Source organism: Labrenzia sp. 011, assembly GCF_003075075.1.
Lineage (GTDB): Bacteria > Pseudomonadota > Alphaproteobacteria > Rhizobiales > Stappiaceae > Roseibium.
Genome location: NZ_QCYM01000010.1, coordinates 46903 through 73444 on the forward strand (window position 1 = coordinate 46903; position 26542 = coordinate 73444).

Consider the following 26542-nt stretch of genomic DNA (forward strand, 5'->3'; position numbering starts at 1 on the left):
CGGTGCGTCGGCGGGACGGTTCCCGGACGTCGCCGGCAGGACCGGCAAGGGCATGGGGCATCGGTTTCCTCCCGTTCACCGGACAACAACACTCACATCACCCAGGCGAAGCTGACATGGCACGGCAGAAACAGGTCAAGAGAAAAAAGAATGCCATCAATGGCTGGCTGGTGCTCGACAAGCCCTTCGGCATCACGTCGAACGAGGCGCTCGGCAAGTTGAAGCGGATCTTTTCGCCGCAGAAGGTCGGTCACGCCGGCACACTCGACCCGCGGGCCTCCGGCCTGCTGCCCGTCGCCTTCGGAGAAGCCACCAAGACGGTGCCTTTCGTCATGGATGGGCGGAAGGTCTACCGGTTCGAGGTGACCTGGGGGGCCGAGACCGATACCGACGATACCGAAGGCCATGTCGTCGCGACATCGGACCTGCGTCCGGGCGCCGACGAGATCAATGCGGTTCTTGGCGAATTCGTGGGGACCATCCAGCAGGTGCCGCCGAAATTCTCGGCCATCAAGGTGGCCGGAGAGCGGGCCTACGACCTGGCGCGCGACGGCGAGGAGGTCGAACTCGCGGCCCGCCCCATCGACGTTCACCGTCTGGATCTGGTCGACTGCATCGACGCCGACCGCGCGGTTTTCGAGGCTGAATGCGGCAAGGGCACCTATGTGCGCGCTCTGGCCCGGGACCTCGGCCGCCGGCTCGGAACCCGTGGTCACGTGACGGAACTCCGCCGCCTGCTGGTCGGCCCCTTCGGCGAGGAGGATCTGGTCGGACTGGACGATATTCTCGAAGCGGCCGGGGAACTGGAAGAAGGCGAGGGCATCGACGCGCTTGTCGCCGAATTCGTTCTGCCGGTCCGCGAGGCCATGGACGACCTGATCGAAGTGCCCCTGTCCCTCGACGATGCAGCGAAGATCCGCAAGGGCATGGCGGTTCTCCTACGCGGCCGCGACGCGCCGCTCAACACGGACATCGCTTTCGCCAGCCATGCCAATGTTCCGGTGGCGATCGGGTCGATCGAAAAGGGTCGGTTCCAGCCGACGCGGGTGTTCAACCTGTAGTCGGCACGCGGAACCGTCCGGGCCGGAGGCGACGCCGCGGGAGCGCGGAACGTTGCGGACCCGAAGACGGCTGGCGACTCGTGAAAGATACCACTAGCTTTTCCCGGCATTTTCCGCCATATATCGCCGCCATTGGGCAGTTCAGTCCAATTCGTCCGCAGGACTCCTTTGCTGAACGACATCTCGGCTCTGGAAACCCGCGGATCAGGCCGGTCCCCGGCAGTTCAACGTGTCCGGTCAACGGACCACCACTCTTTGAAAGGAAAAGAGCGATGTCGATTACCGCAGAGCGTAAAGCAGAGCTCATGAAGGAATTCGCCACCAAAGAAGGCGACACCGGTTCTCCTGAAGTCCAGGTAGCCATCCTCACCGAGCGCATCAACAATCTGACTGAACACTTCAAGGAGCATGGCAAGGACAATCATTCCCGCCGCGGTCTCCTGAAGATGGTCGCGCAGCGCCGGTCCCTTCTGGACTACACGCGTGGCAAGAGCGAACAGCGTTACAAGACACTCATCGAGCGTCTTGGCATTCGCCGCTAGTATCTCGACTGAAAAGAACGCGGTGGGACAAACGCCCGCCGCGTTTTTGTATGGGGCCTCTCCCCCGGACCGCTTTGCGCAAGCAGGCCGGTCTGCAGGACGGAAAGCTCCGACCCTGACATGAGAGCAGACCGTACCATGTCACCGGCCCCGCCGGACCCGTGGCTCCGGATTTGCTGATGAGTGTTTCCATTTTACCGGCAAACGCTCTATAGAAACCTCGTGACACGTCATGGGGCAGGATTGCCGGCTTCTTTCCAGGTTTCGATCCGAAAGCAGCCCGTTGTCTTGCCCGTGGCATGTCCGCCGGTAACCGGCCCATCCGGGGCCGACCGGGAATGTGCCTGTCCCGCGTTTGTGCTGTACCGAAAGCAGCAGCGGGGCGGGTAAAGTTGTAACAAGGACTGATGATGTTTGATATTCATCGTGTAGAAGTCGAGTGGGGCGGTCGTCCGCTCGTGCTCGAAACGGGCAAGATTGCCCGTCAGGCCGATGGCGCCGTGATGGCGACCTATGGCGAAACCAAGGTGCTGGCGACAGTCGTTTCCGCGAAGGAACCGAAGCCGGGCCAGGATTTCTTTCCGCTCACCGTGAACTACCAGGAAAAGGCATTCGCCGCCGGTAAGATCCCGGGTGGCTTCTTCAAGCGCGAAGGCCGTCCGTCCGAGCATGAAACGCTGACATCCCGTCTGATCGACCGTCCGATCCGGCCGCTGTTTGCGAAAGGCTACAAGAACGACACCCAGATCGTCATCACGGTGCTGTCGCACGATCTGGAAAATGCGCCGGACATCCTGGCGCTGGTTGCTTCCTCCGCAGCCCTGACGCTCTCCGGCGTTCCCTTCATGGGTCCGATCGGCGGCGCGCGCATCGGCTACATCAACGGCGAATATGTCCTGAACCCGCTGGTTGACGACATGCCGGAATCCGATCTGGACCTGATCGTTGCCGGCACGGGCGATGCGGTTCTGATGGTGGAATCGGAAGCCAAGGAACTTGACGAAGACATCATGCTCGGCGCCGTCATGTTCGGCCACAAGAGCTTCCAGCCTGTCATCGACGCGATCATCAAGCTCGCCGAGACGGCTGCCAAGGAACCGCGCGATCTGGTTCTGCCGGATCATTCGGACCTGTTCACGAAGATCAAGTCCATCGCTGCCGACGATCTGACGGCCGCCTACAAGATCACCTCCAAGACCGAACGCAAGAACGCGGTCGATGCCGCCAAGGCAAAGGTCGTCGAGGCGCTGATCACCAACGCTGCCGAAGGCGAAGCGGTCGAAACCACCGTGCTTGGCGACCAGTTCAAGAAACTGGAAGCCGAAATCGTTCGTGGCGCCATCCTCGACACGGGCACCCGTATCGATGGACGCGACCTGTCCACCGTCCGTTCGATTTCCTCCGAAGTCGGCATCCTGCCGCGTGCGCATGGCTCCGCCCTGTTCACCCGCGGTGAAACCCAGGCGCTCGCCGTCGCCACCCTCGGTACCGGCGAAGACGAGCAGTTCGTCGACCTTCTGGAAGGCACCGTGAAGGCTCACTTCATGCTGCATTACAACTTCCCGCCCTATTCCGTGGGCGAAACCGGTCGCATGGGCTCCCCGGGACGCCGCGAGATCGGTCACGGCAAGCTGGCATGGCGGGCCATCCATCCGATGATGCCGCCGCACCATGACTTCCCCTACACCGTCCGCGTCGTGTCCGAAGTCACCGAATCCAACGGCTCGTCCTCCATGGCGACCGTCTGCGGCACGTCTCTGGCCCTGATGGACGCCGGCGTTCCGCTCAAGGCGCCGGTGGCCGGTATTGCCATGGGCCTGATCAAGGAAGGCGAGCGCTTCGCGGTTCTCTCCGACATTCTCGGCGACGAGGATCACCTTGGCGACATGGACTTCAAGGTCGCCGGTACGGAAAACGGCATCACCTCCCTGCAGATGGACATCAAGATCGACGGTATCACCGAAGAGATCATGAAGGTCGCTCTGGGCCAGGCGAAGGACGGCCGGGTTCACATTCTGCGCGAGATGTCCAACGAGATCACCGAAGCCCGTGCAGAGCTCGGTGAGCATGCGCCGCGCATCGAAGTGATGAAGATTCCGGTCGACAAGATCCGGGAAGTCATCGGTTCCGGCGGCAAGGTCATCCGCGAAATCGTCGAAAAGACCGGCGCCAAGGTCAATATCGAGGACGACGGCACCGTCAAGATCGCCTCTTCCGACGGCAAGGCGATCAAGGCTGCGATCAACTGGATCAACTCCATTGCCGCCGAGCCTGAAGTTGGCGTGATCTACGAAGGCACCGTTGTCAAATGCGTTGATTTCGGCGCATTCGTGAACTTCTTCGGCGCCAAGGACGGTCTGGTCCACATTTCCCAGCTGGCCCCCCACAAGGTTGCCAAGGTCACCGATGTGATCAAGGAAGGCGACAAGGTCTGGGTCAAGCTCATGGGCTTCGACGAGCGCGGCAAGGTGCGTCTGTCCATGAAGGTTGTCGATCAGGAAACCGGCAAGGAAATTCCCAAGGAAGACGGCGAGTAAGCCGGTTCATCCGATACGGAAAATCGAACGGGGGCCTTCATGGCCCCCGTTTTTTTTAGCCTGTCTCGTTGGATTGATTTCAGGAAATCGCCTGCCGCCATGAAACCGCTCAAACGCGAAACGCCCTGATCCGGCCGGCCGTCTCCGGGTCAGTCCCGAACATTGGTGTCAACCCGTTCCGGCAGCCGTCGCGTCCAGACCGTTTACCCGGCCGAGATACTGGCGAAAGTCTTCCGCGGACATGGGGCGGGCGATGCCGAAGCCCTGAATGAGGGCGCAGCCGAAAGAGGCGATCAGGGCACATTGCTCGCGGGTCTCCGCCCCCTCGCAGACGACCGAAATGCCGAGCGACCGTGACATTGAAACGATCGCTGCGACGAGGGCCTGTCCTTCCGCGTCCTCCTCGATGTCCTTGATGAAGGTCCGGTCGATCTTGAGCGTGTCGATGGGCAGGCGCTTCAGATAGCTCAAAGAGGAATATCCGGTGCCAAAATCATCGAGGGAAACCTTGACGCCCAGGGCACTGATTGCCTCCAGGATATCGACGGGATTGACGCGCTGATCGTCAAACATGACGCTCTCGGTCACTTCCAGCTGAAGGCGCGTCGGCTCGGTTCCCGTCTCGGTGAGAATCTCTTCCAGCCGGCTCACGAACCCGGTTTCACGGCATTGGCGTGGTGAAATATTGACGCTGATGCTCTCGAGCTGCAGTCCGTTCTGGTTACAGGTCCGGAAAAAGGCGCAGGCCTGGCGCAACACCCATTCGCCCAGCGGAACGATCAGTCCGCTCTCCTCCGCTATTGCGATGAATTCGGCCGGGTGAATGACACCCAGCTTCGGATCCGTCCATCTGGCCAGCGCCTCGCAGGAGACGATCCTGCCCTGCGGGAAGTCCATGATGGGCTGGAAATCCAGACGCAGGCTGCCCTGTTCTATCGCCTCCCGCAGGGACGCCTCGATCTGCCCCGTGCGTGCGGCCTGTTCGTTCATCTGGCTGGCGTAGAACCGGTAGCTGGAGCCGCTTTCCGCCTTCGCCTGATACATGCTCGTATCCGCCTGCTGAAGCAGGGCCTCGCCCTCGTGGCCGTCATGGGGCGACAGGGTGATTCCCAGGCTGCCCGACAGGACGACGCGGATGTCGCTGTCCAGTTCGATCGGCTTTTCGACTTCCAGCAGAATCTCGCGGATCATCTGCTCGACGCGCCACCGGTCTTCCGGGTCGGTCAGCAGGATGGCGAATTCGTCTCCGCCGATGCGGGCAACGGTCTGATCCGTTCCCAGGGCTTCTGTCAGGCGGCTCGCGATGGTGACGATCACGTGGTCTCCGGCGTTCGTCCCGTAGGTTTCGTTGACGGTCTTGAACCGGTCGAGATCGAGGATCATCAGGGCGGTCAGCTCGCCGAGCTGCCTGTTGCGCTGCAGGGTTTGCCGCAGACGGTCCATGAGCAGGCGCCGGTTCGGGAGCCCGGTCAGGATGTCGAAATTGGCATTCTTGGTTGCAAGCTCCTCCTGGCGTTTGCGCTCGCTGATGTCGGTGATCGTGGCGTAATGGGCGGGGGCGCCGTTCCAGTCGGTGATGCGCACATGCTGCTCGAGCCAGACGGTCTTCCCGTCCTTGCGGTTCCCCTTGATCTCGAGGGCTTTGGGCGCGCCGCTGATTTCGAGCGCATTGTAGTAGCTGCCCAGACGGCCGTGTTCCTCCTGAGCGTAAATTGCCGGGGCGGGCGCGCCGACGAGTTGCTCGGGACGGCCCGGCTCGTAGCCCAGCATCTTCAGCAGGGCGTCGTTCACATAGAGAATTCGGTTGTCTGCATGAACCAGCACCCCGTGCAGAGAGCCATCGATCATGTCCTTGAACTGGGCATCGTGGGCGCGCACGGATTCGAACGCAGCCTGGAACATCCGGGCCAGCTTGTTGAACTCCGAGATCAGTCCGGGACGGGGCGGTGTGACAAGCTGCTCCTGCCGCAGACTCATCGCATAGGTCACGAGACGTCCGAGTCCGGCGCTCGTGATCCTGTTGACCAGCAGGGCAGCCCCGATCGCCAGAACGGCCGTATAGATCAGGAAGGGCGTGAACATCCGGTTGTAGGTTTCCTTGACGTTCTGCAGCGTGTCTATCGGCTGCTTGGTCACGGCCGACAGCAGATGCCCGTCCAGTCCCTTCATGAGCGGTGCGTAGACATAAAGATTGTCATCGCGCAGGTGGTACCCCACTTCGTCGCTCGTCGTTACCAGGGCCTCCGGCAGGACTTCTGTCGTCAGGTCACCGATACCGGCAACCAGATAATCGTCGTGATAGAAGGCCAGATCCTGCGCGCGGAGGGTTTTTGCCAGTTCTCCGGGGAGCGTAAAGGAATCCGTGACGGTTGTGCCGCCGTAGATTCTTGCGATCGCCTCGCCGGTTGCCGGATCGAGCACCAGTATCGACAGGGCGGCGGTCACGATTGCGGGATCCGAATCATGACCGGTGTAGGTCACCCAGATATCCGGTGGCATGGCGGTGCGGACTTGGGCCGGAAGCTGGTCGCTGAGATCGATCAGCCCCAGGCTGCCGTTGACCCAGCTGTCCTCATCCGGGCGATCTATCAGCAGGATGTCGAGAACCGCGCTTGTCATTCCCTCCGTGGCCCGCTCGATGGCCTTCTTCGCCGTGGCCTTGTCGTCTGTTTCGAGCGCAGTGCGGATTGCCGGGTCGGATGCGACGGCGCGGATATGTCCCTCCAGCTTCTCCAGATGCTGCGTGAAGACCAGTCTGGAGAGCGTGGCGATGGATTTGGCGCTGCGGGCAATCTCGTGTTCCGCGATGGACAGGCTGCCCAGATAGGTGATCAGGAAAAGCGCAATCGCCGTTCCGATCAGCCCGAAGGTGAACAGCGCCATGACAAGCCGGCTGAAAGGTATGGAAAAACCTTTTTTCAATCAGGTTCTCCATGCGTCCGGCAGGCGTGTTTCTCCACAGGGCGGGTGCCTGCCATGCCCGGTGTCCCGGGCGTGCGACATCGGGAACAGTCCGGGTTGGCCGATCGGCGAATGCGCCATTGATCTTCCCATAAAAGTCAATCCTGTACGCATCACGTGCATAGGGACAGACTATCATGAAAAACCGGGCGAACGTCCCAAATACATGAAAAGATTATCTGTTTTTTCGGCATATATTCTCATGGCTTATCTGAAATATTGATAAAAACAGGCTGTAATTACACGGAAATGGAAATTTAACTTATCTTTTACCTATCGTAAAGCTTCGAATTTATCGTCATATTTTACAATGAATCGTCCGGTCTGTTTCCCTCCGCAGGGCTGTGATCAGACGTTTGCCTCCCTACGTGAAACTGATATACCCCCTTGCGATAGCTGCATGAAAGGAACGGGATGGGGCAGATGCGCTTGGTTGTCGTCGGAGCAGGGGGCCGGATGGGCCGCGCCTTGACGCGTGCCGTGACCGAAGCCAGCGGCGCGGAAATCGTCGCGGCTGTCGAAAGGGAAGGTGCCGAGGTTCTTGGTCAGGATGCCGGGGAACTGGCCGGTGCGGGCACCCTGGGTGTCCCGGTGACCGACGACCCCCTGACCGCCTTCGCGAAGGCGGACGGTGTTCTCGATTTCACGGCTCCCGCGGCCAGTCTGTGGTTTTCCGAACTGGCGGCTCAGGCCCGCATTGTCCACGTGATCGGCACAACCGGCTGGGCCGACGGGGAAGACGAGCCGCTGCACACGGCCGCCCGCCATGCCAGGATCATCAAGTCAGGCAACATGAGTCTCGGGGTGAACCTGCTGGCAAACCTCGTGCGCAAGGCTGCCGCCGCCCTCGATGCGGATTTCGATATCGAGGTTCTGGAGATGCACCACCGCCACAAGGTCGATGCCCCGTCAGGCACCGCCCTGCTGCTCGGCCAGTCGGCGGCGGACGGCCGGGGGATCGATCTGGCGGACCATTCGGTGCGCTCCCGTGACGGCATCATGGAGCCCCGCCGGCCCGGCGACATCGGGTTTGCCACCCTGCGCGGCGGATCGGTGATCGGTGAGCATTCGGTTGTGTTCGCAGGTGAAGGCGAGCGTATCGAACTGACCCATCGCGCGGAGGACCGGCAGCTGTTCGCGCGTGGCGCCGTCAAGGCGGCGCTGTGGGGATTTGACCAGAAGCCGGGATTTTATTCGATGGCCGATGTGCTCGGCCTCGAGAATTGAGCTTGAAGAAACTATGGAGCTTTCCGCGTTCCGATGAACCCGGACAGGATGCTCTGACATTTTAATACAGATCGAGGGTCCTGCCTTCAAATGGCGGGGTGTTGATCGAGAACGGGGAGAATGGCATGGACCGCCTTCTTGTACTTGTCCGGCACGGACAAAGCGAATGGAACCTGAAGAACCTGTTCACCGGCTGGAAGGATCCGGGCCTGACGGAAAAGGGCATTGCGGAAGCCCATCAGGCCGGTCAGCAGCTTCGGGACCTGAAGCTGTCGTTCGACCTGGCATTCACATCCGTTCTGTCCCGCGCGCAGAAGACCCTGGACATCATCCTGGAGGAACTCGGCCAGACCGGACTGGAAACCATCAGGGACCAGGCGCTGAACGAACGCGACTACGGCGACCTGACCGGCATGAACAAGGACGAGGCCCGCAAGCAGTTTGGCGAGGAGCAGGTCCACATCTGGCGCCGCTCCTTTGACGTTCCGCCTCCGGGAGGCGAAAGCCTGAAGATGACCGCCGAGCGTGTCCTGCCATATTACAAGTCGGAGATCCTGCCGAAGGTGCTGTCCGGAAAGCGGACGATTGTCGCCGCGCATGGAAATTCCCTGCGCGCGCTCATCATGGATCTGGAAAACCTCAGCCCGGAAGAAATCCTCAAGCGGGAACTCGGCACCGGAACGCCGATCATCTACCGGCTCGACGAAAACGGCGAAGTTCTCAGCGTGCAGGATCTGGCGGACTGAACCGTCTGACAGAACCGGACATGCGGAAAAAGGGGCGGTTTCGCCCCTTTTTGTTGTCAGACCTCGAAACCGCTCTGGGTCGCGACATTCTTCAGCGGCCGTTCCGGGCGGGCGCCGACGTGGCTGATCACCGTTGCCGCGCAGATGCAGCCCAGTTCGGCGGCATCGGTGAGCGTGTACTCGCGGGCAAGGCCGAGCAGGAAGCCGGAGGCGAACAGATCGCCCGCACCGGTCAGGTCGACCACATTGTCGACCGGCCGGGCCGCGACCTTCACAGTTTCCTTCCCGGTGATCACCATGGCGCCCTCCGCGCCCAGCGTCAGGGCGGTCAGGGCGCCGGTGGCCTGGGCGCCGGAGATTGCCGATCCGAGATCTGAGGTCTCGTAGAGCGCCTTGAGCTCGTGCTCGTTGGCAAACAGAAGGTCGACCACCCCGTCCGACAACAGCGCCTGGAATTCGCTGCGGTAACGGTCCACACAGAAGGAGTCCGACAGGGTGAGTGCCACCTTCCGGCCGTGGGCATGTGCGACTTCCGCCGCTTTCAGGAAGGCTTTCTTGGCTTCTTCCGGATCCCAGAGATAGCCTTCCATATAGGTGACGGCCGAAACCGCGACCACTTGTTCATCCACGTCCGCAGGGCTGAATTCGGTGCAGGCGCCGAGATAGGTGTTCATCGTCCGCTCGCCGTCCGGCGTGATCAGGATCATCGATCGTGCGGTCGGCTTGCTGTCGCGCAGGCGCGGCGTGTTGAAGTAGACGCCGGTGCCGTTCATGTCGTGGAAATAGCTGTCGCCCAGTTCATCTTCGGCGACCTTGCCGAAATAGGCCGGCCTGCCGCCGAGCGATGCGATCCCCGCGGCCGTGTTGCCGGCGCTGCCGCCGGAGATGCGGACGGTCTGCCCCATCTTGTCGAACAGCCGCAGGGCTTCTTCCGTATCGATCAGGCGCATGGACCCCTTGATCAGGCCCTCATCAAGCAGGAAGTCTTCCTCGACATGCGCAAATACGTCACAAATGGCATTGCCGATACACAAGGCGTCAAATCTGGTTTCTGTCATGGGGTCCTCTGGTGATGCCGCTGATTGCGGCTTCAGGAATGGGGATTGGGTCTCAGGGCGCGATTGGCTTCCGGTTCCTTGATCTTCTCCCGGAACGGGCTGGCGCGGTAAACGCCGAGCATATTGAGCTCCGCGCAGAAAAACGCGAGTTCCTCGAGCGCCAGGGCGACGGAGGGGTCATCGGGATGGCCCTCCACATCCGCGTAGAACATCGACGCGAAGAACTGGCCTTCGAGCTGATAGGATTCCAGCTTCGTCATGTTGACGCCGTTGGTGGCGAATCCACCGAGCGCCTTGTAGAGCGCCGCCGGAACGTTGCGGACGCGGAAGATGAAGGTGCTGATGACCGGCTGCCCGTTGTAGGCCGCCTGCATCGGCTCGCGGGACAGGATGACGAAGCGGGTCGTGTTGTGGGCGGCGTCCTCCACATCACGGCGCAGGATATCCAGCCCGTAGATCTCGGCCGCCATTTCCGGCGCCAGGGCGCCGACGGTCGGGTCGTTGAGCTCGGCGATCTGGCGGGCGGACCCTGCCGTGTCGCCGCCGACCACGGCGGTCAGGCCGAATTCGCGGATGACATTGCGGCACTGGCCGAGGGCGTGAATGTGGCTCTGGACCTTCTTGAGCCCTTCCAGCGTCGCCCCCTTGGGCGCCATGAGCTGGAAGCGGATCGGCATGAAATATTCGCCGATGATGTGCAGATTGGACTTCGGCAGCAGGTGATGGATGTCGGCGACACGCCCGGCCACCGAGTTTTCGATCGGGATCATGGCAAGATCGGCCGAGCCGTCCGCCATGGCCGAGAAGCAGTCCTCGAAGGTCGGACAGGGAATGGCTTCATAGTCCGGATAGACACTCCGGCACGCCATATGTGAATTGGCGCCGGTTTCTCCCTGGAAAACGATGTTTTTTCTGTCGGTCATGGGTCTTTCCGCCTCCGGGCGGGATGCACTGATGCTTGCAATTCGATCACCTGTTGAATTTTCTGTCGGCTCCGGTCGGGGACGGCCCAGACGGGCTAGGAGGTCTGATAGGCCTCACGGGCGCGCTCCAGATCCTCCGGGGTGTTCACGTCCATGGGGGCGCTGTCGATGATCGACACGTCGATCCGCATGCCGGCCTCGAGTGCGCGCAATTGTTCCAGCTTCTCGCGCATCTCCAGGGGAGAGGGGGGCAGGCGGACGAACTCGGCCAGCGCGGTGCGGCGATAGGCATAGATGCCGAGATGCTGGTAAAGGGGGCCGTCGCCGCTCGGCGCGGTCGCCCGGGTGAAATAGAGCGCGCGGTGATGGCCACGGCCGTTCGGTGTCGTGACCGCCTTGACGAAATTCGGATTGTCCCGGAATTGCGGATCGGTCAGCTCGGTCATGATCGTGCCGATGGCCACTTCCGGCAGGCTCAGCGGCGCGAAGGCGGCGCGAATCGCTGCCGGCTCGATCAGCGGCACGTCACCTTGAACATTCAGGATGACCTCGTAGCGTCCGTCCGGATCGACCAGCCCGACAGCTTCCTGAATGCGGTCGGAGCCCGAGGCGTGGTCGGACCGGGTCATGATGGCCTTGCCGCCGTGATCGTGAACCGCGTCGGCGATGTCCCTGTCGTCGCAGGCCACGGCAACCGGGCCGATATCCGCGTTCTGCGCCTGTTCTAGCACCCTCACGATCATGGGTTTTCCGCAAATGTCGGCAAGTGGCTTGCGCGGCAGGCGGGTTGCGGCGAGGCGGGCGGGAATGATGACGAGTGCAGCGGTCAAAAGGGTCTCCATGGGACCGGAACGTCCGGCGGAAATGTGAAAAAAGACCGCCGCGTCCGTTTGTCATATCAGATGTCCTTTTAAAGCTATGGACAGCAAGGTCAAAAAATTTGTAGGTTCCGGCAAATTTTAAAAAGCTGATAGGGTCCGGAGTCTCATGCTGCGGGCTCGGACGCGTATGAGCTTGGAGCCGGAGAGAATGGATTCCTTCACGCTGAACAAGGCCGCAGGTGCGGTTCTGATGGTTCTAATTCTGACTATGGGTGTCGGTATCGTCTCCGATATCATTTTCCATCCGACGATCCCGGGGAAGCCGGGGTATGAAATCGTCGTCGCTTCGGCGGAAGACGCGACCTCGGAAGTGGAAGCGGTTCCGGAAGTCGCGCCGATTTCCGAACGTCTCGTGGAAGCCTCGGCTGAAGACGGAGCAAAGGTCGCCAAGAAATGCGCCGCCTGCCACGACTTCACTCAGGGCGGTGCCAACAAGGTTGGGCCTGCTCTGTGGGGCGTTGTCGGCCGCAAACCGGCCAGCCATGAAGGCTTCAGCTATTCCTCGGCGATGGTCGCCTTCTCCGAGGAACATCCGGAATGGTCTTTCGACCAGCTCGATCATTTCCTGATTGCTCCGAAAAAGCACGTGCCCGGCACGTCGATGGGATTTGCCGGTCTGCGTAAACCTGACGACCGGGCGAACATAATCGCCTATCTCAATGAGCAGTCCGACTCACCTGTGCCGCTGCCGTCCGAGTAAATCTCGGAAGGGGTAGCGTAATTCAAATGAATATCTAAAAAGCCGGGCGCAATGCTCGGCTTTTTTATTTGCATTATATGAAAAATTAACAAATCTTCCGTTACGTAGTGTATTGTCAGGACGGGTTGGGCTTGGGCAAGTACCGCATGGATTTTCATCTGGCACGGAATTTATTTTTCAGTTCGAACGGAACGTTTACCGCTTCGGTCGTAGCCATCGCCTGTTTTTTTGCGGGCATCGCGGTCACGGCGCATGTCGGACAGCTTGTTCGAGCCGAGCTCGTCACGCAGCACAAGAGGGATGCCGTCGCGGGTCTCTCCGAAGCGCGGGCGCGCCTCGAGGGCGAGATCAGCCGGACGGTGGCTCATGGCTTTGGCATCAGGGCCTATGTGACCCAGTTTGCCGATGAGCCCTTCAACGGCGACCACTACCGTGAGATCGCAAGCGATCTCATCGAGGAGAACTCTTCCATACGGTCCATCGGTCTTGCGCCCAACAACATCCTGCGCGCCGTTTATCCCGAGAAACCGAACGAGGCCGCACTTGGCCTGAACTACCGGATGAACAGTACCCAGTGGCCGGCGATCCGCGAAGCGATGATAAGTCGCGAGGTGGTGATTGCCGGTCCGCTCGAACTCGTCCAGGGCGGGCAGTTCCTGGTGATCCGTATCCCGGTTTTCCCGCCCGCATATCCCGGCCAGCCGATGAACGACCGGGCCTATTGGGGGGTGGCGACCCTAATTCTCGACGAGGCGGGCCTCATGGCGGCCGCGGGCATGAAAGACGTCGTCAACGGCACCCGCACTGCTGTGGTCAACAAGAACGCGGTCGGCACGGCAAACAACGTCATCTTCGGCAACCAGTCCATTCTGGAGGCCGACTACGTATCGCTTCCTCTCCATCTTCCGGGTGGTCTGAATTGGCAACTGGTCGGCTATCCGCAGAACGGCTGGTCCAGTTACGGCGACGAAGTCTGGATGACCCAGCTGATCGGCAGTCTGATCTCGCTGGTCTTCGGCACCATGGCCTTTCTTCTCATCAGCGAGGTCTACAAGGTGCGCGCGATGGCGCTGCACGATCCCCTGACCGGGCTGGCGAACCGGCGCCTTCTGGAAGAACGCATGTATCAGCTGGCCAACATGTGCGAGCGCTCGGGGTCCGGCTTTGAGATCTTCTACGTGGATCTGGATGCCTTCAAGCCGGTCAACGACAATTACGGCCATTCGGTCGGGGATCAGTTGCTGATCGAAATCGGCGAGAGGCTGCAGCATCAGACCCGCCAGAGCGATACGGTTGCCCGGGTCGGTGGTGACGAGTTCATCATCCTGACTCCCGGCAACATGCGCTACCAGGAAAAGGAAGCCTTCCTGAGCCGTCTGGCAGAACGTCTGGATCAGGCGTTCACCTTCGCCGGCATCAGAATCCGGGTGAAGGCCAGCATCGGCAGTGCGAGTTTCCCGGCGGATGCCGCCTCGGTGGACGATCTGCTTCGGGTTGCCGACGGGCGCATGTATGCCCAGAAGGCGAAATCCAAGCTGCAGGAAAAGGGCCTGTCGGGAAAGGAAGTTCCCCAGGCAGGTTAAATTTCTGTCATATCGCCATCCGGCAGGTGACGTTTGACCGGCTGGTCCCTAAACTGGTGCCCGGCAGTCCATGCATCCGGGCTGCGGAACGGGAAAGGGACGGAAAAGCCGATGATGTTCACTTGGGGCTCTTTGAAGACGGCGGCGGCGCGGATCGCGTTCGCTGGTGCATTGTCCGTTACAGGTCTGGCCTCGGTCGGCGTGACGATGGGCAGCCTTGCCGCAGGCCCCGCTTTGGCCGTTGAACCCGAATGGCAGCATGCCTCCGCGCTCAACGGAACGCCCAGATACGGGCCGGATGTTTCCCATTTCGATTATGTCAATCCGGATGCCCCGAAAGGCGGCGACGTCAGGCTGGCCAGCAGCGGCGGCTTCGACACGTTCAACATTCTTGCCCAGAAGGGGAATATTGCCCCGGGAATCATGTCGATCTACGAAAGCCTGATGGAACCCTCCCTGGATGAGGACGACATCAGCGCGCAATATGCGGTGCTTGCGAACGGCGTGCGCTACCCGGACGACTATTCCTGGGTGGAATACAGGATCGACCCGAAGGCCCGATGGCACGACGGCAAGCCCGTAACGGCGGAAGATGTCATCTGGTCGTTCGAAAAGGCGATCGAACTCGATCCGCGCCGGAAATTCTACTATCAGAACGTGACCTCGACGGAGATCGTTGCCGACAACACGGTCCGGTTCACCTTCGATTCGGTGGGCAACCGCGAACTGCCGAAAATCATGGGGCAGCTGACCATTTTGCCGAAGCACTGGTGGGAAGGTACCGACGCCAAGGGAGAGAAGCGCGACATTTCCCGGGCAACCCTGGAGCCGCCGCTCGGATCGGGTCCCTACCGGATCAAGGACTTCTCCGCCAACCGTCAGGTGATCTATGAACGGGTGGAGGACTATTGGGGCAAGGATCTGCCGATCCGGGTCGGCACCAACAATTTCGACGAGATCCGCTACATCGCCTTCCTTGACGACGCGGTTCAGTTCGAGGCGTTCAAGGGCGACCAGCATGACTTCCATGTGGAACGCAGTTCCAGCCAGTGGGCCAAGAGATATGATTTTCCCGCGGTGAGGGACGGCCGGGTCGTGAAGGAGATCTTTCCGGACAAGTCCACCGGTGTCATGCAGGGCTTCTTCCTGAACATGCGTCGGAAAAAGTTCCAGAATCCGGATGTGCGCAGGGCGCTCAACTACGCCTATGATTTCGAGACGACCAACGAGATCGTCTCGGCGAACCTGCTGAAACGGGTCAATTCCTATTTCGCGGGAACCGAGCTTGCCTCCTCCGGGCTGCCGCAAGGCAAGGAACTGGAAATTCTCGAGGAAGTCCGCGACCAGGTGCCGCCCGAGGTGTTCACCCAGGAATACACCAATCCGGTTGGCGGAAACCCGCAGAATGTGCGCGCCAATCTGCGCGAGGCCGTGAACCTGCTCCGCGGTGCCGGTTTCGAGCTCAAGGGCGGCAAGATGATCGACCCGGCGACCGGCGAACAGCTGAGTGTGGAGTTCCTTTACCGGGACAAGGCCAGCGAACGCACGCTGCTTCCCTATGCCAAGAACCTGGAAAGCATCGGCATCGAGCCTGTGTTGCGTCTGGTCGATGTGTCCCAGTTCATCAACCGGGTCCGCAGCAGGGACTTCGATACCGTCGTCCTGGCGATCGGCCAGTCGCTGTCACCGGGCAACGAGCAGCGCGAATACTGGGGGTCGGCGTCCGCCGACAATCCGAGTTCGGCCAACTACGGCGGCATCAAGAACCCGGCCATCGACCATCTGATCGACAAGGTGATCTTTGCCAAGGACCGGGAAACCCTGGTGGCCGCGACCCGCGCGCTCGACCGGGTGCTGCTGTGGAACCACTACGTGGTGCCGCAATTCTATTCGGACGAAACCCGCACAGCCCGCTGGAACCGGTTCGGCCATCCGGACAGGATGCCCGAATACAGCACCGGTTTTCCGACCATCTGGTGGTACGACGCGGAGCTGGCGGAAAAGACAGGGACGGCAAGATGATCGGCTTTTCGTCTCCTTCGCGCCGACGGCTGCTGCAGCTTGGCGGGGCTGCGGCGCTGGCCGGACTGGGGCCGTGGTCCGCGCCCGGAGCGGGAGCGGCGATACGGGCGGCGGGGCAAGGCCCCCAGCATGGCCTGTCCGTCTTCGGGGATCTCAAATACGGACCCGGGTTCACCCATTTCGACTATGCCAATCCCGATGCCCCGAAAGGCGGCAAGTTCTCCTTCTCCGCGCCTTACTGGTACTTCAATCAGAACCCGCAGACCTACAACACCTTCAATTCCTTCATCCTGAAGGGTGACGCGCCACCGCGCATGGAGCTGTGTTTCGACACGCTCATGGTGCGTGCCCTGGACGAACCGGATGCCGTCTACGGACTGGTGGCCGAAACGGTCGAGGTATCGGAAGACGGCAACGACTATATCTTCAATCTGCGTCCGGAAGCCCGGTTTCATGACGGATCCAGGCTGACGGCGGAAGACGTCGCCTTTTCGATCCTGCTGCTGAAGGCGGACGGGCATCCGCTCCTGAGCCAGCCCCTGAGGGCTCTGAAGGATGCCGAGGTCCTCGGGGAACACCGGGTCGCCCTTCAGTTCGACGGCACCCAGGCCCTGCAGCTGGCACTGGTCATAGCGACCGACTATCCGATCTTTTCCAAACGCTATTACACCGCTTACGACTTCCGGCAATCCACGCTGACGCCGCCGCTGTCCTCCGGTCCCTACAAGGTCGGCAAGCATGCGGTCGGCCGTTATGTCGAATATCATAAAGTGGATAACTACTGGGGCCGGGACCTTCCGGTGATGAGGGGCCACTGCAATTTCGCCGCCATCAAGGTCGAGTTCTTCCGGGAGCGGCAGGTCGCCTTCGAGGCCTTCAAGAAGGGCAATATCCTCTATCGCGAGGAATTCACCTCCAAGAACTGGGCGACGGAATACAATTTCCCGGCGATCGAGAATGGCGAGGTGGTCCGGCGGGAGTTCCCCGACGGGCGGCCTTCGGGCGCCCAGGGCTGGTACTTCAACACCCGCCGCAAGAAATTCCAGGATCCGAGGGTGCGTCAGGCACTCGGATATGCCTTCGACTTCGAATGGTCCAACAAGAATCTCTTCTACGGACTTTACGACCGGATCCACTCCTATTTCGAAAATTCCGAGATGAAGGCCGAGGGACTTCCCGCGGCCGGGGAGCTGGCCCTTCTGGAGCCTTTCCGCGACCGGCTTCCGGAAACGGTTTTCGGAGAAGCGGTCTCCCCGCCGGTCAGCGACGGTTCCGGTTCCGACCGCTCCCTGCTGCGCAGGGCCAGCGAGCTGTTGGCGGAAGCCGGGTTCCGGCGGGAGGGATCGGATCTCGTCGACCCGGACGGCAAGCCGATGGAAATCGAGTTCCTGAACAACACCGCCGCGTTCGAGCGGATCACCAATCCGCTGATCAAGAACCTGCAGCGGCTGGGGATCAGGGCAAGTCTGCGCATCGTCGATCCCGCACAGTATCAGTCCCGCCTCAACGACTTCGATTTCGACATCGCCAGCCAGAGGGTCTCCTCCTCCGTGACCCTGTCCGACGATGTCCGCGAATTGTGGGGCTCCCGGGCGGCGGGTATTCCGGGTACCTACAATATTGCCGGCATTGCGGACCCGGCGGTCGACGGACTGATCGACAAGGTGATCGCCTCGCAGACCCGCGAGGAGATGAACACCGCCGCGCGCGCTCTGGATCGCGTCCTGCGGGCCGGATACTACTGGATTCCCCAGTGGTACAAGAATGTCCATACCGTCGCCATGTGGGATGTCTACGGCTATCCGGACCAGACGCCGCGCTATCTCTTCCCTGTCGAAGAACTCTGGTGGATAGACAAGGAAAAGGCCGCAAAACTCGGAAAAGCCGGATAAGATTCACAAGTGACACCTCGGGCCCGTTTCAGAAGGCCGGTCGATAAAGGGACTGCACAGTTTCCATGGGCGCCTATATTCTTCGCCGTTTGCTGCTGATGATACCGACGCTGGTCGGGATCATGGCCATCAACTTCTTTATCATCCAGTTCGCGCCGGGCGGGCCGGTCGAGCGGGTCATCGCCCAGCTTTCCGGTACCGATGTCTCGGCGACGGCGCGCATCAGCGGCGGCGGCAGCGACATGATGGGCGCCGGCAACGATGCCTCCGGCGGCAGTGGCGGCGGATCGGACAGCGTCACCTCGAAGTATCGCGGTGCCCAGGGGCTCGATCCGGAATTCATCAAGGAGCTCGAAGCCCAGTTCGGCTTCGACAAACCGCCGCTGGAACGCTTCCTGAACATGCTGTGGAACTACGCCCGGTTCGATTTCGGCGAGAGCTATTTCCGCGACATCCGCATTCTGGATCTCGTCGCCGAAAAGCTGCCCGTCTCCATCTCCCTGGGATTGTGGATGACCCTGATCTCCTATCTGGTGTCCATCCCGCTCGGAATCCGCAAGGCGGTGACCGACGGGTCCCGGTTCGACGTCTGGACCTCCGGCGTGATCGTCGTCGCCTACGCTATCCCGGGTTTCCTGTTCGCGGTCCTGCTGATCGTCCTGTTCGCCGGCGGCTCCTTCTGGGATATCTTTCCGCTGCGGGGCCTCGTGTCGGACAATTGGGAACAGCTCTCCTGGCCGGCGCGCATCGCCGACTATTTCTGGCACCTGGTTCTGCCGCTCACCGCCATGGTGCTCTCGGCCTTCGCCACGACCACCCTGCTGACAAAGAATTCCTTTCTGGACGAGATCCGCAAACAATATGTGACCACGGCGCGGGCCAAGGGACTGAGCGAACGCCAGGTGCTCTACGGCCACGTCTTCCGCAATGCCATGCTGATCGTTGTCGCCGGATTCCCCGGCGCCTTCATCTCGTCCTTCTTCGCCGGATCTCTTCTCATCGAGACGATCTTCTCGCTCGACGGTCTTGGCCTGCTCAGTTTCGAATCGGTGATCAACCGCGATTACGCCGTGGTCTTCGCCACACTCTATATCTTCTCGCTGATGGGGCTTCTGGTGAACCTGATGTCCGACCTGACCTATACATGGATCGATCCGCGCATCGATTTCGAGAGCAGGGAGGTCTGATCGATGGATTCACGGCTCACCAAGGAATTGGAAGACGCGGGCTACGAAACGCTCAATCCCCTGGCGGAGGAAACGGCCCCGCCGCCGCGGAAAATGCGCCTGTCGCCGATCAACCAGCGCAGACTGGCAAACTTCAAGGCCAACAGACGTGGCTTCTGGGCGCTGTGGATCTTTCTGGTCCTGTTCGTCATGGCCATGCTTGCCGAATTCTTCACCAATGACCGCCCGATTCTGGTGTATTACGACGGCGAGTTGCTGGCGCCGGTCTTCGTCGACTACCCGGAAGAAAAATTCGGCGGCTTTCTCGCCGTGACCGACTATCGCGATCCCTTCATTCAGGAGGAGATCGCCGCCAATGGCTGGATGCTGTGGCCGCCGGTCCGCTATTCCTACCGCTCCGTGAACCATGACATTCCGGTCCCCGCGCCGGCGCCGCCCTCCTGGACCATGGACAAGGAACAACGCTGCTCGCGCTATCCGCTCGGCGCGGAAGATCCCAATTGCGTGATCGGCAACTGGAACTGGCTCGGCACGGACGACCAGGGCCGCGATGTCCTGGCCCGTCTTGTCTACGGTTTCCGGATCTCGGTGCTCTTCGGTCTGGCACTGACGCTGGCCTCCTCCGTCATCGGCATTGCCGCCGGTGCGGTGCAGGGCTACTACGGCGGCTGGGTGGATCTTCTGTTCCAGCGTTTCATCGAGGTCTGGACGGCGATTCCGACCCTCTATCTGATCCTGATCGTCTCCTCCTTCCTGGTGCCGGGGTTCTGGACCCTGTTCACGATCCTGCTGGCCTTCTCCTGGGTGGCGCTGGTGGGCGTGGTGCGGGCGGAGTTCCTGCGCGGCCGGAATTTCGAATATATTTCGGCCGCCCGGGCGCTCGGGGTTTCGAATCCGGTCATCATGTGGCGGCATCTGCTGCCCAACGCCATGGTGGCGACGCTTACCTTCATGCCGTTCATCCTGAACGGCTCCATCTCGACCCTGACCGCCCTGGACTTTCTCGGCTTCGGCCTGCCGCCAGGCTCGGCCTCGCTCGGCGAGCTGCTGGCGCAGGGCAAGAACAATCTCCAGGCCCCCTGGCTGGGAATTACCGGCTTTATCGTCATTTCGCTGATGCTGAGCCTGCTGATCTTCATCGGCGAGGCCGTGCGCGATGCGTTCGATCCGCGCAAGAGCATGGCTTGAGGAGAGCAGCATGAGCAAGACCACAACAGCGAACGGACCGCTCCTGTCCGTGGAAGACCTCTCCGTCGCCTTTACCCAGGGCGAGACCGAGACCCTTGCCGTCGACCGGATTTCCTTTGATATCCGCAAGGGCGAAACCGTTGCCCTGGTCGGCGAGAGCGGCTCCGGAAAATCGGTTTCCGCGCTCTCCATCCTGAAGCTGCTGCCGTATCCCGCCGCCTCGCATCCCTCCGGCAGGATCATGATGAACGGTCAGGATCTTCTGCGCGCGAAAGACAGCGAGATGCGCAAGGTGCGCGGCAATGACGTCTCGATGATCTTCCAGGAGCCGATGACCTCGCTCAATCCGCTGCATCCGGTGGAAAAGCAGATCGCGGAAATTCTCAAGATCCACCGGGGCATGAGCGACACCCAGGCACGGGCACGCGTTCTGGAGCTGCTCGATCAGGTCGGTATTCAGGAGCCGGAAAAACGGCTGAAGTCCTATCCGCACCAGCTCTCCGGCGGGCAGCGCCAGCGCGTGATGATCGCGATGACGCTTGCCAATGAACCCGATCTTCTGATTGCGGACGAACCGACCACCGCCCTGGACGTGACGGTGCAGGCGCAGATCCTGGAACTGCTGAAGGACCTGCAGCGCAAGCACGGCATGGCCATGCTGTTCATCACCCACGACCTGGGCATCGTCCGCAAGTTTGCCGATCGGGTCTGCGTGATGACCGAGGGCAAGATCGTCGAGCAGGGGCCGGTCGCCGACATCTTCGAGCGCCCGCAACACGATTACACCAGGCATCTGCTCGCCGCCGAGCCCAAGGGAGAACCGCCCGCGACCGACACCACCAGACCCGTCGTGGTTCAGGCGGACGACCTGAAGGTCTGGTTTCCCGTCAAGCGCGGTTTCCTGCGCAAGACTGTCGACCACATCAAGGCGGTGGACGGCATCGACGTCACTGTCCGCGAAGGCCAGACGCTGGGGATCGTCGGCGAGAGCGGGTCGGGCAAGACGACGCTCGGTCTGGCGATCCTGCGCATGATTTCCTCCACCGGACGCATCGTCTTCAACGGCGAGGAAATCCAGACCAGGTCCTGGAAGGAAATGCGCCCGCTGCGGCGGGACATGCAGATCGTCTTCCAGGATCCCTTCGGTGCACTCAGCCCGCGCATGTCTGTCGCCGAAATCGTCGGCGAGGGCCTGCAGGTGCATTTCCCGGGAATTACCGCGCAGGAACGCGACCTCAGGGTGGCGCGGGCGCTGGAGGAAGTCGGACTCGATGCTGCTACCCGGCACCGCTATCCGCATGAATTCTCCGGCGGCCAGCGTCAGCGCATTTCCATTGCCCGGGCCATGGTGCTGGAGCCGAAATTCGTCATGCTGGACGAACCCACATCCGCACTCGACATGAGCGTGCAGGCCCAGGTGGTCGATCTCCTGCGCGATCTGCAGAAGGCTCATGGCCTGGCCTATCTGTTCATTTCCCACGATCTGAAAGTGGTGCGGGCGCTTGCCAATGAAGTCGTCGTCATGCGCCAGGGCAAGGTGGTGGAGTCCGGATCCGCGGAACAGATTTTCGACGCTCCGCGGACCGATTACACCAGAGCGCTGATGGCGGCGGCCTTCCGGCTGGAAACCGCGCCGGAAGGCGTGGTGAGTGTCTGACCCGTTAACGGCCTGACTTTTCCCCTCTCTTTCGGCTGATCGCCACTCTGACTGGCCGGTCCGGCGCAGGCCGGCTGATCGACTCCGGCCACGCCTCTCCCGGGGGGCCGATCCTGCCTTTCGACCGGCCGGGCACGGTCCGTCTGCACCCTGCGGAGGTCCCCGGCGCGTGCTCCGCCCGACCATATCAATCCGGACACTCTGGAAGCACGGCTGTGACCGGCCGCATGTCCCTTTGGCGGCCACATGTGGCTGGCAAATGCGTATTTCTACGCAATATTAATGCTTGAAACATGACTATGCATGTGTCAGTAGTGTAAATCAACGGGCAGAGGATAAGCTTGCATGATAACAGCCGCTCAGATGCGCGCCGCTCGCGCCCTTGCCGGTATCGACCAGAAGACCCTGGCGGAAAAGGCCGGAGTATCGGTGCCGACGATCCAGCGCATGGAGGCCAGCGAAGGCAATGTGCGCGGGGTGATCGAGACCCTGACCAGGGTCACCGAAGCGCTCAATGCCTGTGGCGTCGAGCTGATCGGCGAAAATCAGCCGAGCTCCGGCAGCGGTCGTGGCGTCAGGCTGATTCAGGCGGGTTCTTCCGCTGCCCCGATGAAGTGACGTGCGGAGAATTCTTTAGCGACGAAGACCGCCGGCCTTGGCGCGGACGGTCACGCCGCCTTCAAAAAAGGCTGGATTGACAGGATGGACGCTCCTCGGCAGGCGCAATCGGCGCCTTCGTCTGGTGGACCGGGAATGGATCATTTTCCCGCGCCGACCTTTCGCGAACTTTTCACCCCCAAGCTCGTTACCGTGTTTCGGGAGGGCTATCACTGGCCGCAGTTGCGCGCCGACGCGATCGCCGGGCTGACTGTTGCCATCGTCGCCCTGCCGCTGTCGATGGCCATTGCGATCGCGTCCGGCGTTTCGCCCGAACGGGGGCTCTTCACCGCCATTATCGGCGGGTTCCTGATTTCCGCCCTGGGGGGAAGCCGGTTCCAGATCGGCGGTCCGGCGGGAGCCTTCATCGTGCTGGTCGCCGCGACGGCGCATATCCACGGTGTCGAGGGCCTGCTTCTGGCCACCATGATGTCCGGTGTCTTCATGCTTGTCGGCGGGTACCTGCGGCTCGGCACCTATATCAAGTTCATTCCCTACCCGGTGACCGTCGGCTTTACCGCCGGCATTGCCGTGATCATCTTCGCCAGCCAGCTCAAGGAACTGTTCGGGCTGACACTGGATGGCGCGGAACCCGGCGAATTTGTCGAAAAACTGGCCGTGCTCTCCGAAGCCGCGCCTACGGTGAATGGGGCTGCGGTGGCGGTGGCCGCGGTCACGATCGGCGCGATCATGGTCCTCAAGCGTCTGCGGCCGGGCTGGCCGGGCATGCTGATCGCGGTGGCGGCCGCCTCTCTGGCCGCGGCCCTGTTTTCCCTGCCGGTGGAGACGATCGGCACCCGTTTCGGCGGCATTCCCCGCAGCCTGCCGATGCCTTCGCTGCCGCCGCTCGATGGCGGACTCATGCTGGCGGTCCTGCCGGACGCCATCGCATTCGCCCTGCTCGGCTCGATCGAATCCCTTCTGTCCGCCGTGGTGGCCGATGGCATGACCGGGCGCCGCCACCGGTCCAACTGCGAACTGGTGGCGCAGGGCGTCGCCAATATCGCCTCGGCCCTTTTCGGCGGCATCTGTGCCACCGGCACCATTGCACGGACGGCGACCAACGTCCGCGCCGGCGCCCATGGGCCGGTCGCCGGCATGCTGCATGCGCTGTTTCTGCTGAGTTTCATGCTGGTGGCCGCGCCGCTGGCCAGCTACATCCCGCTTGCCGCTCTGGCCGGCGTTCTGGCCGTCGTCGCCTGGAACATGGTCGAGAAGCAGGCCTTCGCCGCCCTGATACGCTCCTCGCGCGGCGATGCGCTTGTCCTGCTGGTGACCTTTCTGCTGGTTGTCTTCCGCGATCTCACGGAAGGGATCGTTGTCGGCTTCGCGCTCGGCGCCGTGCTCTTCATCAACCGCATGTCGAAGACGATCGCCGTTGAGGCGCATCTTCCGCCGCCGCTCGAGGACGTTGCCGACAGCGCCAATGGCGACCGCCATGCCTATCATGCCGAAAGCGCCAGCGATCCCGATACGGTCATCTACCGGATCTCGGGGGCGTTTTTCTTCGGCGCGGCCGCCACGGTCGGGTCGGTGCTGGACCGCATTGCCGACCAGAGACGCAACTTCATTCTGGATTGCTCGGCGGTTCCCTTCCTCGATTCCACCGCCGCAAGCGTCATCGAGGGCACGGCACGCAAGGCCCATCGGGCCGGAGTGCGCTTCTTCATCACCGGTGCCTCGGAACAGACGCGGCGCATGCTGGTCACGCATAATGTCCGCCCGCCCCAGGTGCGCTACAAGGCGACAATCGATGCGGCGCTGAGACAGCTCAAGACCGAAGAGAAAACGGGCCTGGAACCGTAATCGAGGTTCGGACCGGGAGGCGCGCGGGCGCCGGCGCGACCCGTGCCGTCACCCCACCCAGCAGGTGGCGAAAAATCCGTTCTTTTCCTGGTCCTTGCCGATGGACCTCCGGGTCTTGAAGCCGATCAGCCCGTCCGCGCCGCCGACGTCATGGCCGAGACCCTCCAGCCGCTGCTGCAGGTTGCGCACCGCGCCGCGGGTGGTTTCCTTCATGGGCTTCCACTCTCCGGCAAAACCCTTGTTGCTGCCGTAGCGGTCCGCCAGATGGCCGACGAAGAGCGCATAGGTGTCGCTCTCGTTGTACTCCTTGATCACATAGAAGTTTTCCGTGGCGATGAAGGCCGGGCCGTAGCGTCCGGCAGGCAGCAGGATGTTGCCCGGCCGGTTCAGTTCGTGACCGGGAAAGGGCTTGCCGCTGACCCGCTGGACTCCTTCGCGCACGAATGCGGAAATCTTCTGCCGGTTGTCCGGCCCCTCGCGGGTACAGGAAACCGTATCGGGCAGACTGACCTCATAGCCCCAGTCCCGGCCCGTCACCCAGCCATGGGCGGACAGGTAGTGACCGATCGAGGCCATCGTATCGACTTCGGATGTCCAGATGTCGCGCCTGCCGTCGCCATCGAAATCGACCGCGTATTTCAGGTAGGACGAGGGCAGGAATTGCGGCTGGCCCATCGCCCCGCCCCAGGAGCTTTTCATCGCCTTGCGCGGGATGTCGCCGTTCTGCAGGATTTTCAGCGCGGCGATCACTTCGCCTTTGAAGAAGTCGGGGCGTTGGCCCATGAAGGCCTGTGTGGCCACGACCCGAAGGGCATCATGGGGGATCTTCGCGCCGCCATAACCGCTTTCCCGGGCCCAGATTGCCAGGATAATGCGTCCGGGCACACCGTATTGCGCCTCGATTTTCCGGATCGTTCCGGCATGCTTCTTCATCAGGTTGCGTCCGCGCGGCACCAGCGCGTTGAACTGGCTGTCACGGAAATAGCGGGCCGGTGACTTGAATTCCGACTGATAATTGACCTTCGGAGGCGCTCCCTTGCCGCCCGGGCCGACAAGACCGGGCAGGGACGTGTCCGGGGTCAGCCCAGAGAGTTCCCGGTCGAGGGTCGCCTGGGAAATCCCGGCCTGCCGGGCGGCGGGCACGATTTCGGACTTCAGAAACTGCTGGAACTGCGCGTCATACTGGCCAGCCTGAAGCTGGAAGCCGGAAAAGACGAACGCGGCAAGGACGGCTGAACACAGTGTTGCTAATCGGCGGATCAAGACAGGCTCCGGAAGTTGACTCTCTGCCGGAAGCCTAACACGTCGCAGGTCCGAATTGGACTTTCCTAAAGTTCTGTCCAGTTCAAATTGCGGCCGGTCTGGTCCATCAGCCAGGCCTTGTCGAACCGGAACCAGCTGCCGCCGCGCCTCTGGTCGTGCCGCCTGGAAACCGGGCACCCCATCAGATGGCACAACAGAAGCGTTCCGACGCCGCCGTGTCCGGCAAACAGGACGGGGTCACCGTCCGGGACGTGGCGCAGGGCGCTCCGGATTCCGGTGACGATGCGGTTCTGCGCGTCGATGGCCCGCTCCCAGCCACGGACGGATTCGTGCGGTTGCGCGAAGAAGGCGTCGGCGGTTGCCTCGAAGTCCTCCGGTGCAAGATATCCCGTCGCGCTGCGGTCGTTCTCGTGCAGGAAGGGCAGCACCCGCTGGGAGACATTCAGGCGGGCGGAAAACACCTGTGCGGTCTCGATCGCCTTGGTCTCGCCGCTCGAAATCACGTTGCGGATGCCACCGGCGAAAGGCAGGAAAGCGGCCTTCGCCGCCCGTTGCCTGCCGGTATCCGACAGGCCCCACTCCGGGACAGGCACCTCCGGGTCGATCTCGACCTCCGGGTGGGTCAGATATATGCACCAGGTCATGCCGCTT

Annotated in this window: 20 protein-coding genes; 14 read left to right on the plus strand and 6 right to left on the minus strand. The window is 61.8% G+C overall.

What is annotated here, in order from left to right; all coding sequences use genetic code 11:
• Positions 1-116 precede the first annotated feature (116 nt).
• The 3 genes from truB to pnp all read left to right on the plus strand — a co-directional run bounded on the left by truB (position 117) and on the right by pnp (position 4140).
• Complete coding sequence (truB, locus tag DCO57_RS12325; protein ID WP_116699210.1) at positions 117-1061, plus strand: tRNA pseudouridine(55) synthase TruB; 945 nt, start codon at positions 117-119, stop codon at positions 1059-1061.
• 272 nt (positions 1062-1333) lie between these two features.
• Positions 1334-1603, plus strand: a complete 270-nt coding sequence (gene rpsO, locus DCO57_RS12330) for a 30S ribosomal protein S15 (RefSeq protein ID WP_116699211.1) — start codon at positions 1334-1336, stop codon at positions 1601-1603.
• A 410-nt stretch (positions 1604-2013) separates the two neighbouring features.
• Complete coding sequence (gene pnp, locus DCO57_RS12335) at positions 2014-4140, plus strand: polyribonucleotide nucleotidyltransferase (RefSeq protein ID WP_116699310.1); 2127 nt, start codon at positions 2014-2016, stop codon at positions 4138-4140.
• Between the two features lie 168 nt (positions 4141-4308).
• Here the strand turns inward: pnp and DCO57_RS12340 are convergent, their stop codons facing one another.
• Complete coding sequence (locus DCO57_RS12340; RefSeq protein WP_133192664.1) at positions 4309-7062, minus strand: EAL domain-containing protein; 2754 nt, start codon at positions 7060-7062, stop codon at positions 4309-4311.
• Between the two features lie 462 nt (positions 7063-7524).
• On the opposite strand from DCO57_RS12340, the gene dapB reads away from it, so the two are divergent.
• Together dapB and DCO57_RS12355 are read left to right on the plus strand one after the other, a co-directional pair.
• A complete protein-coding gene (dapB, locus tag DCO57_RS12350; protein ID WP_116699311.1) occupies positions 7525-8328 on the plus strand; it encodes a 4-hydroxy-tetrahydrodipicolinate reductase in 804 nt (267 codons plus the stop codon).
• A gap of 125 nt (positions 8329-8453) precedes the next feature.
• Positions 8454-9074, plus strand: coding sequence for a 2,3-bisphosphoglycerate-dependent phosphoglycerate mutase (locus DCO57_RS12355; protein ID WP_116699214.1), 621 nt, complete (start codon positions 8454-8456; stop codon positions 9072-9074).
• Positions 9075-9130: 56 nt separating this feature from the next.
• Here DCO57_RS12355 and DCO57_RS12360 read toward each other — a convergent pair whose 3' ends face one another.
• From DCO57_RS12360 to DCO57_RS12370, 3 genes are all read right to left on the minus strand, one after another.
• Positions 9131-10132, minus strand: coding sequence for an adenosine kinase (locus tag DCO57_RS12360; RefSeq protein ID WP_116699215.1), 1002 nt, complete (start codon positions 10130-10132; stop codon positions 9131-9133).
• A gap of 32 nt (positions 10133-10164) precedes the next feature.
• Complete coding sequence (locus DCO57_RS12365) at positions 10165-11055, minus strand: prephenate dehydratase (protein WP_116699216.1); 891 nt, start codon at positions 11053-11055, stop codon at positions 10165-10167.
• 95 nt (positions 11056-11150) lie between these two features.
• Positions 11151-11897, minus strand: coding sequence for a 3-deoxy-manno-octulosonate cytidylyltransferase (locus DCO57_RS12370; protein ID WP_116699217.1), 747 nt, complete (start codon positions 11895-11897; stop codon positions 11151-11153).
• 187 nt (positions 11898-12084) lie between these two features.
• Between DCO57_RS12370 and DCO57_RS12375 the strand changes: the two genes are divergently transcribed.
• The 9 genes from DCO57_RS12375 (at position 12085) to DCO57_RS12415 (ending at position 24628) form a co-directional block, all read left to right on the plus strand.
• Positions 12085-12636, plus strand: coding sequence for a cytochrome c family protein (locus DCO57_RS12375; protein ID WP_116699218.1), 552 nt, complete (start codon positions 12085-12087; stop codon positions 12634-12636).
• Between the two features lie 131 nt (positions 12637-12767).
• Positions 12768-14219, plus strand: coding sequence for a diguanylate cyclase (locus tag DCO57_RS12380; protein ID WP_208977919.1), 1452 nt, complete (start codon positions 12768-12770; stop codon positions 14217-14219).
• A 111-nt stretch (positions 14220-14330) separates the two neighbouring features.
• Positions 14331-16241 (plus strand): extracellular solute-binding protein, encoded by a 1911-nt coding sequence (locus tag DCO57_RS12385; RefSeq protein ID WP_116699220.1) that lies wholly within the window; start codon positions 14331-14333, stop codon positions 16239-16241.
• Positions 16238-18133, plus strand: coding sequence for an extracellular solute-binding protein (locus tag DCO57_RS12390; protein WP_116699221.1), 1896 nt, complete (start codon positions 16238-16240; stop codon positions 18131-18133). The genes DCO57_RS12385 and DCO57_RS12390 overlap by 4 nt, the downstream gene beginning before the upstream one ends.
• Positions 18134-18198: 65 nt before the next feature.
• On the plus strand, positions 18199-19320 hold the full coding sequence (locus tag DCO57_RS12395; RefSeq protein WP_116699222.1) for a microcin C ABC transporter permease YejB: 1122 nt from the start codon (positions 18199-18201) through the stop codon (positions 19318-19320).
• A 3-nt stretch (positions 19321-19323) separates the two neighbouring features.
• Positions 19324-20508 carry an ABC transporter permease gene (locus DCO57_RS12400; RefSeq protein WP_116699223.1) on the plus strand — a complete coding sequence of 395 codons (1185 nt, stop codon included), beginning with the start codon at positions 19324-19326 and terminating at the stop codon, positions 20506-20508.
• Between the two features lie 10 nt (positions 20509-20518).
• Positions 20519-22165 carry an ABC transporter ATP-binding protein gene (locus DCO57_RS12405; protein WP_116699224.1) on the plus strand — a complete coding sequence of 549 codons (1647 nt, stop codon included), beginning with the start codon at positions 20519-20521 and terminating at the stop codon, positions 22163-22165.
• Positions 22166-22510: 345 nt separating this feature from the next.
• Entirely contained in the window at positions 22511-22783 is a 273-nt protein-coding gene (locus tag DCO57_RS12410; protein ID WP_116699225.1) for a helix-turn-helix transcriptional regulator, read from the plus strand.
• A gap of 135 nt (positions 22784-22918) precedes the next feature.
• On the plus strand, positions 22919-24628 hold the full coding sequence (locus tag DCO57_RS12415) for a SulP family inorganic anion transporter (protein WP_205756146.1): 1710 nt from the start codon (positions 22919-22921) through the stop codon (positions 24626-24628).
• Positions 24629-24676: 48 nt separating this feature from the next.
• On the opposite strand, the gene DCO57_RS12420 is transcribed toward DCO57_RS12415, so the two are convergent.
• Both DCO57_RS12420 and DCO57_RS12425 read right to left on the minus strand, forming a co-directional pair.
• Complete coding sequence (locus DCO57_RS12420) at positions 24677-25891, minus strand: lytic murein transglycosylase (RefSeq protein ID WP_205756147.1); 1215 nt, start codon at positions 25889-25891, stop codon at positions 24677-24679.
• Positions 25892-25956: 65 nt separating this feature from the next.
• Positions 25957-26535 (minus strand): histidine phosphatase family protein, encoded by a 579-nt coding sequence (locus DCO57_RS12425; RefSeq protein ID WP_116699227.1) that lies wholly within the window; start codon positions 26533-26535, stop codon positions 25957-25959.
• Positions 26536-26542: the final 7 nt, after the last annotated feature.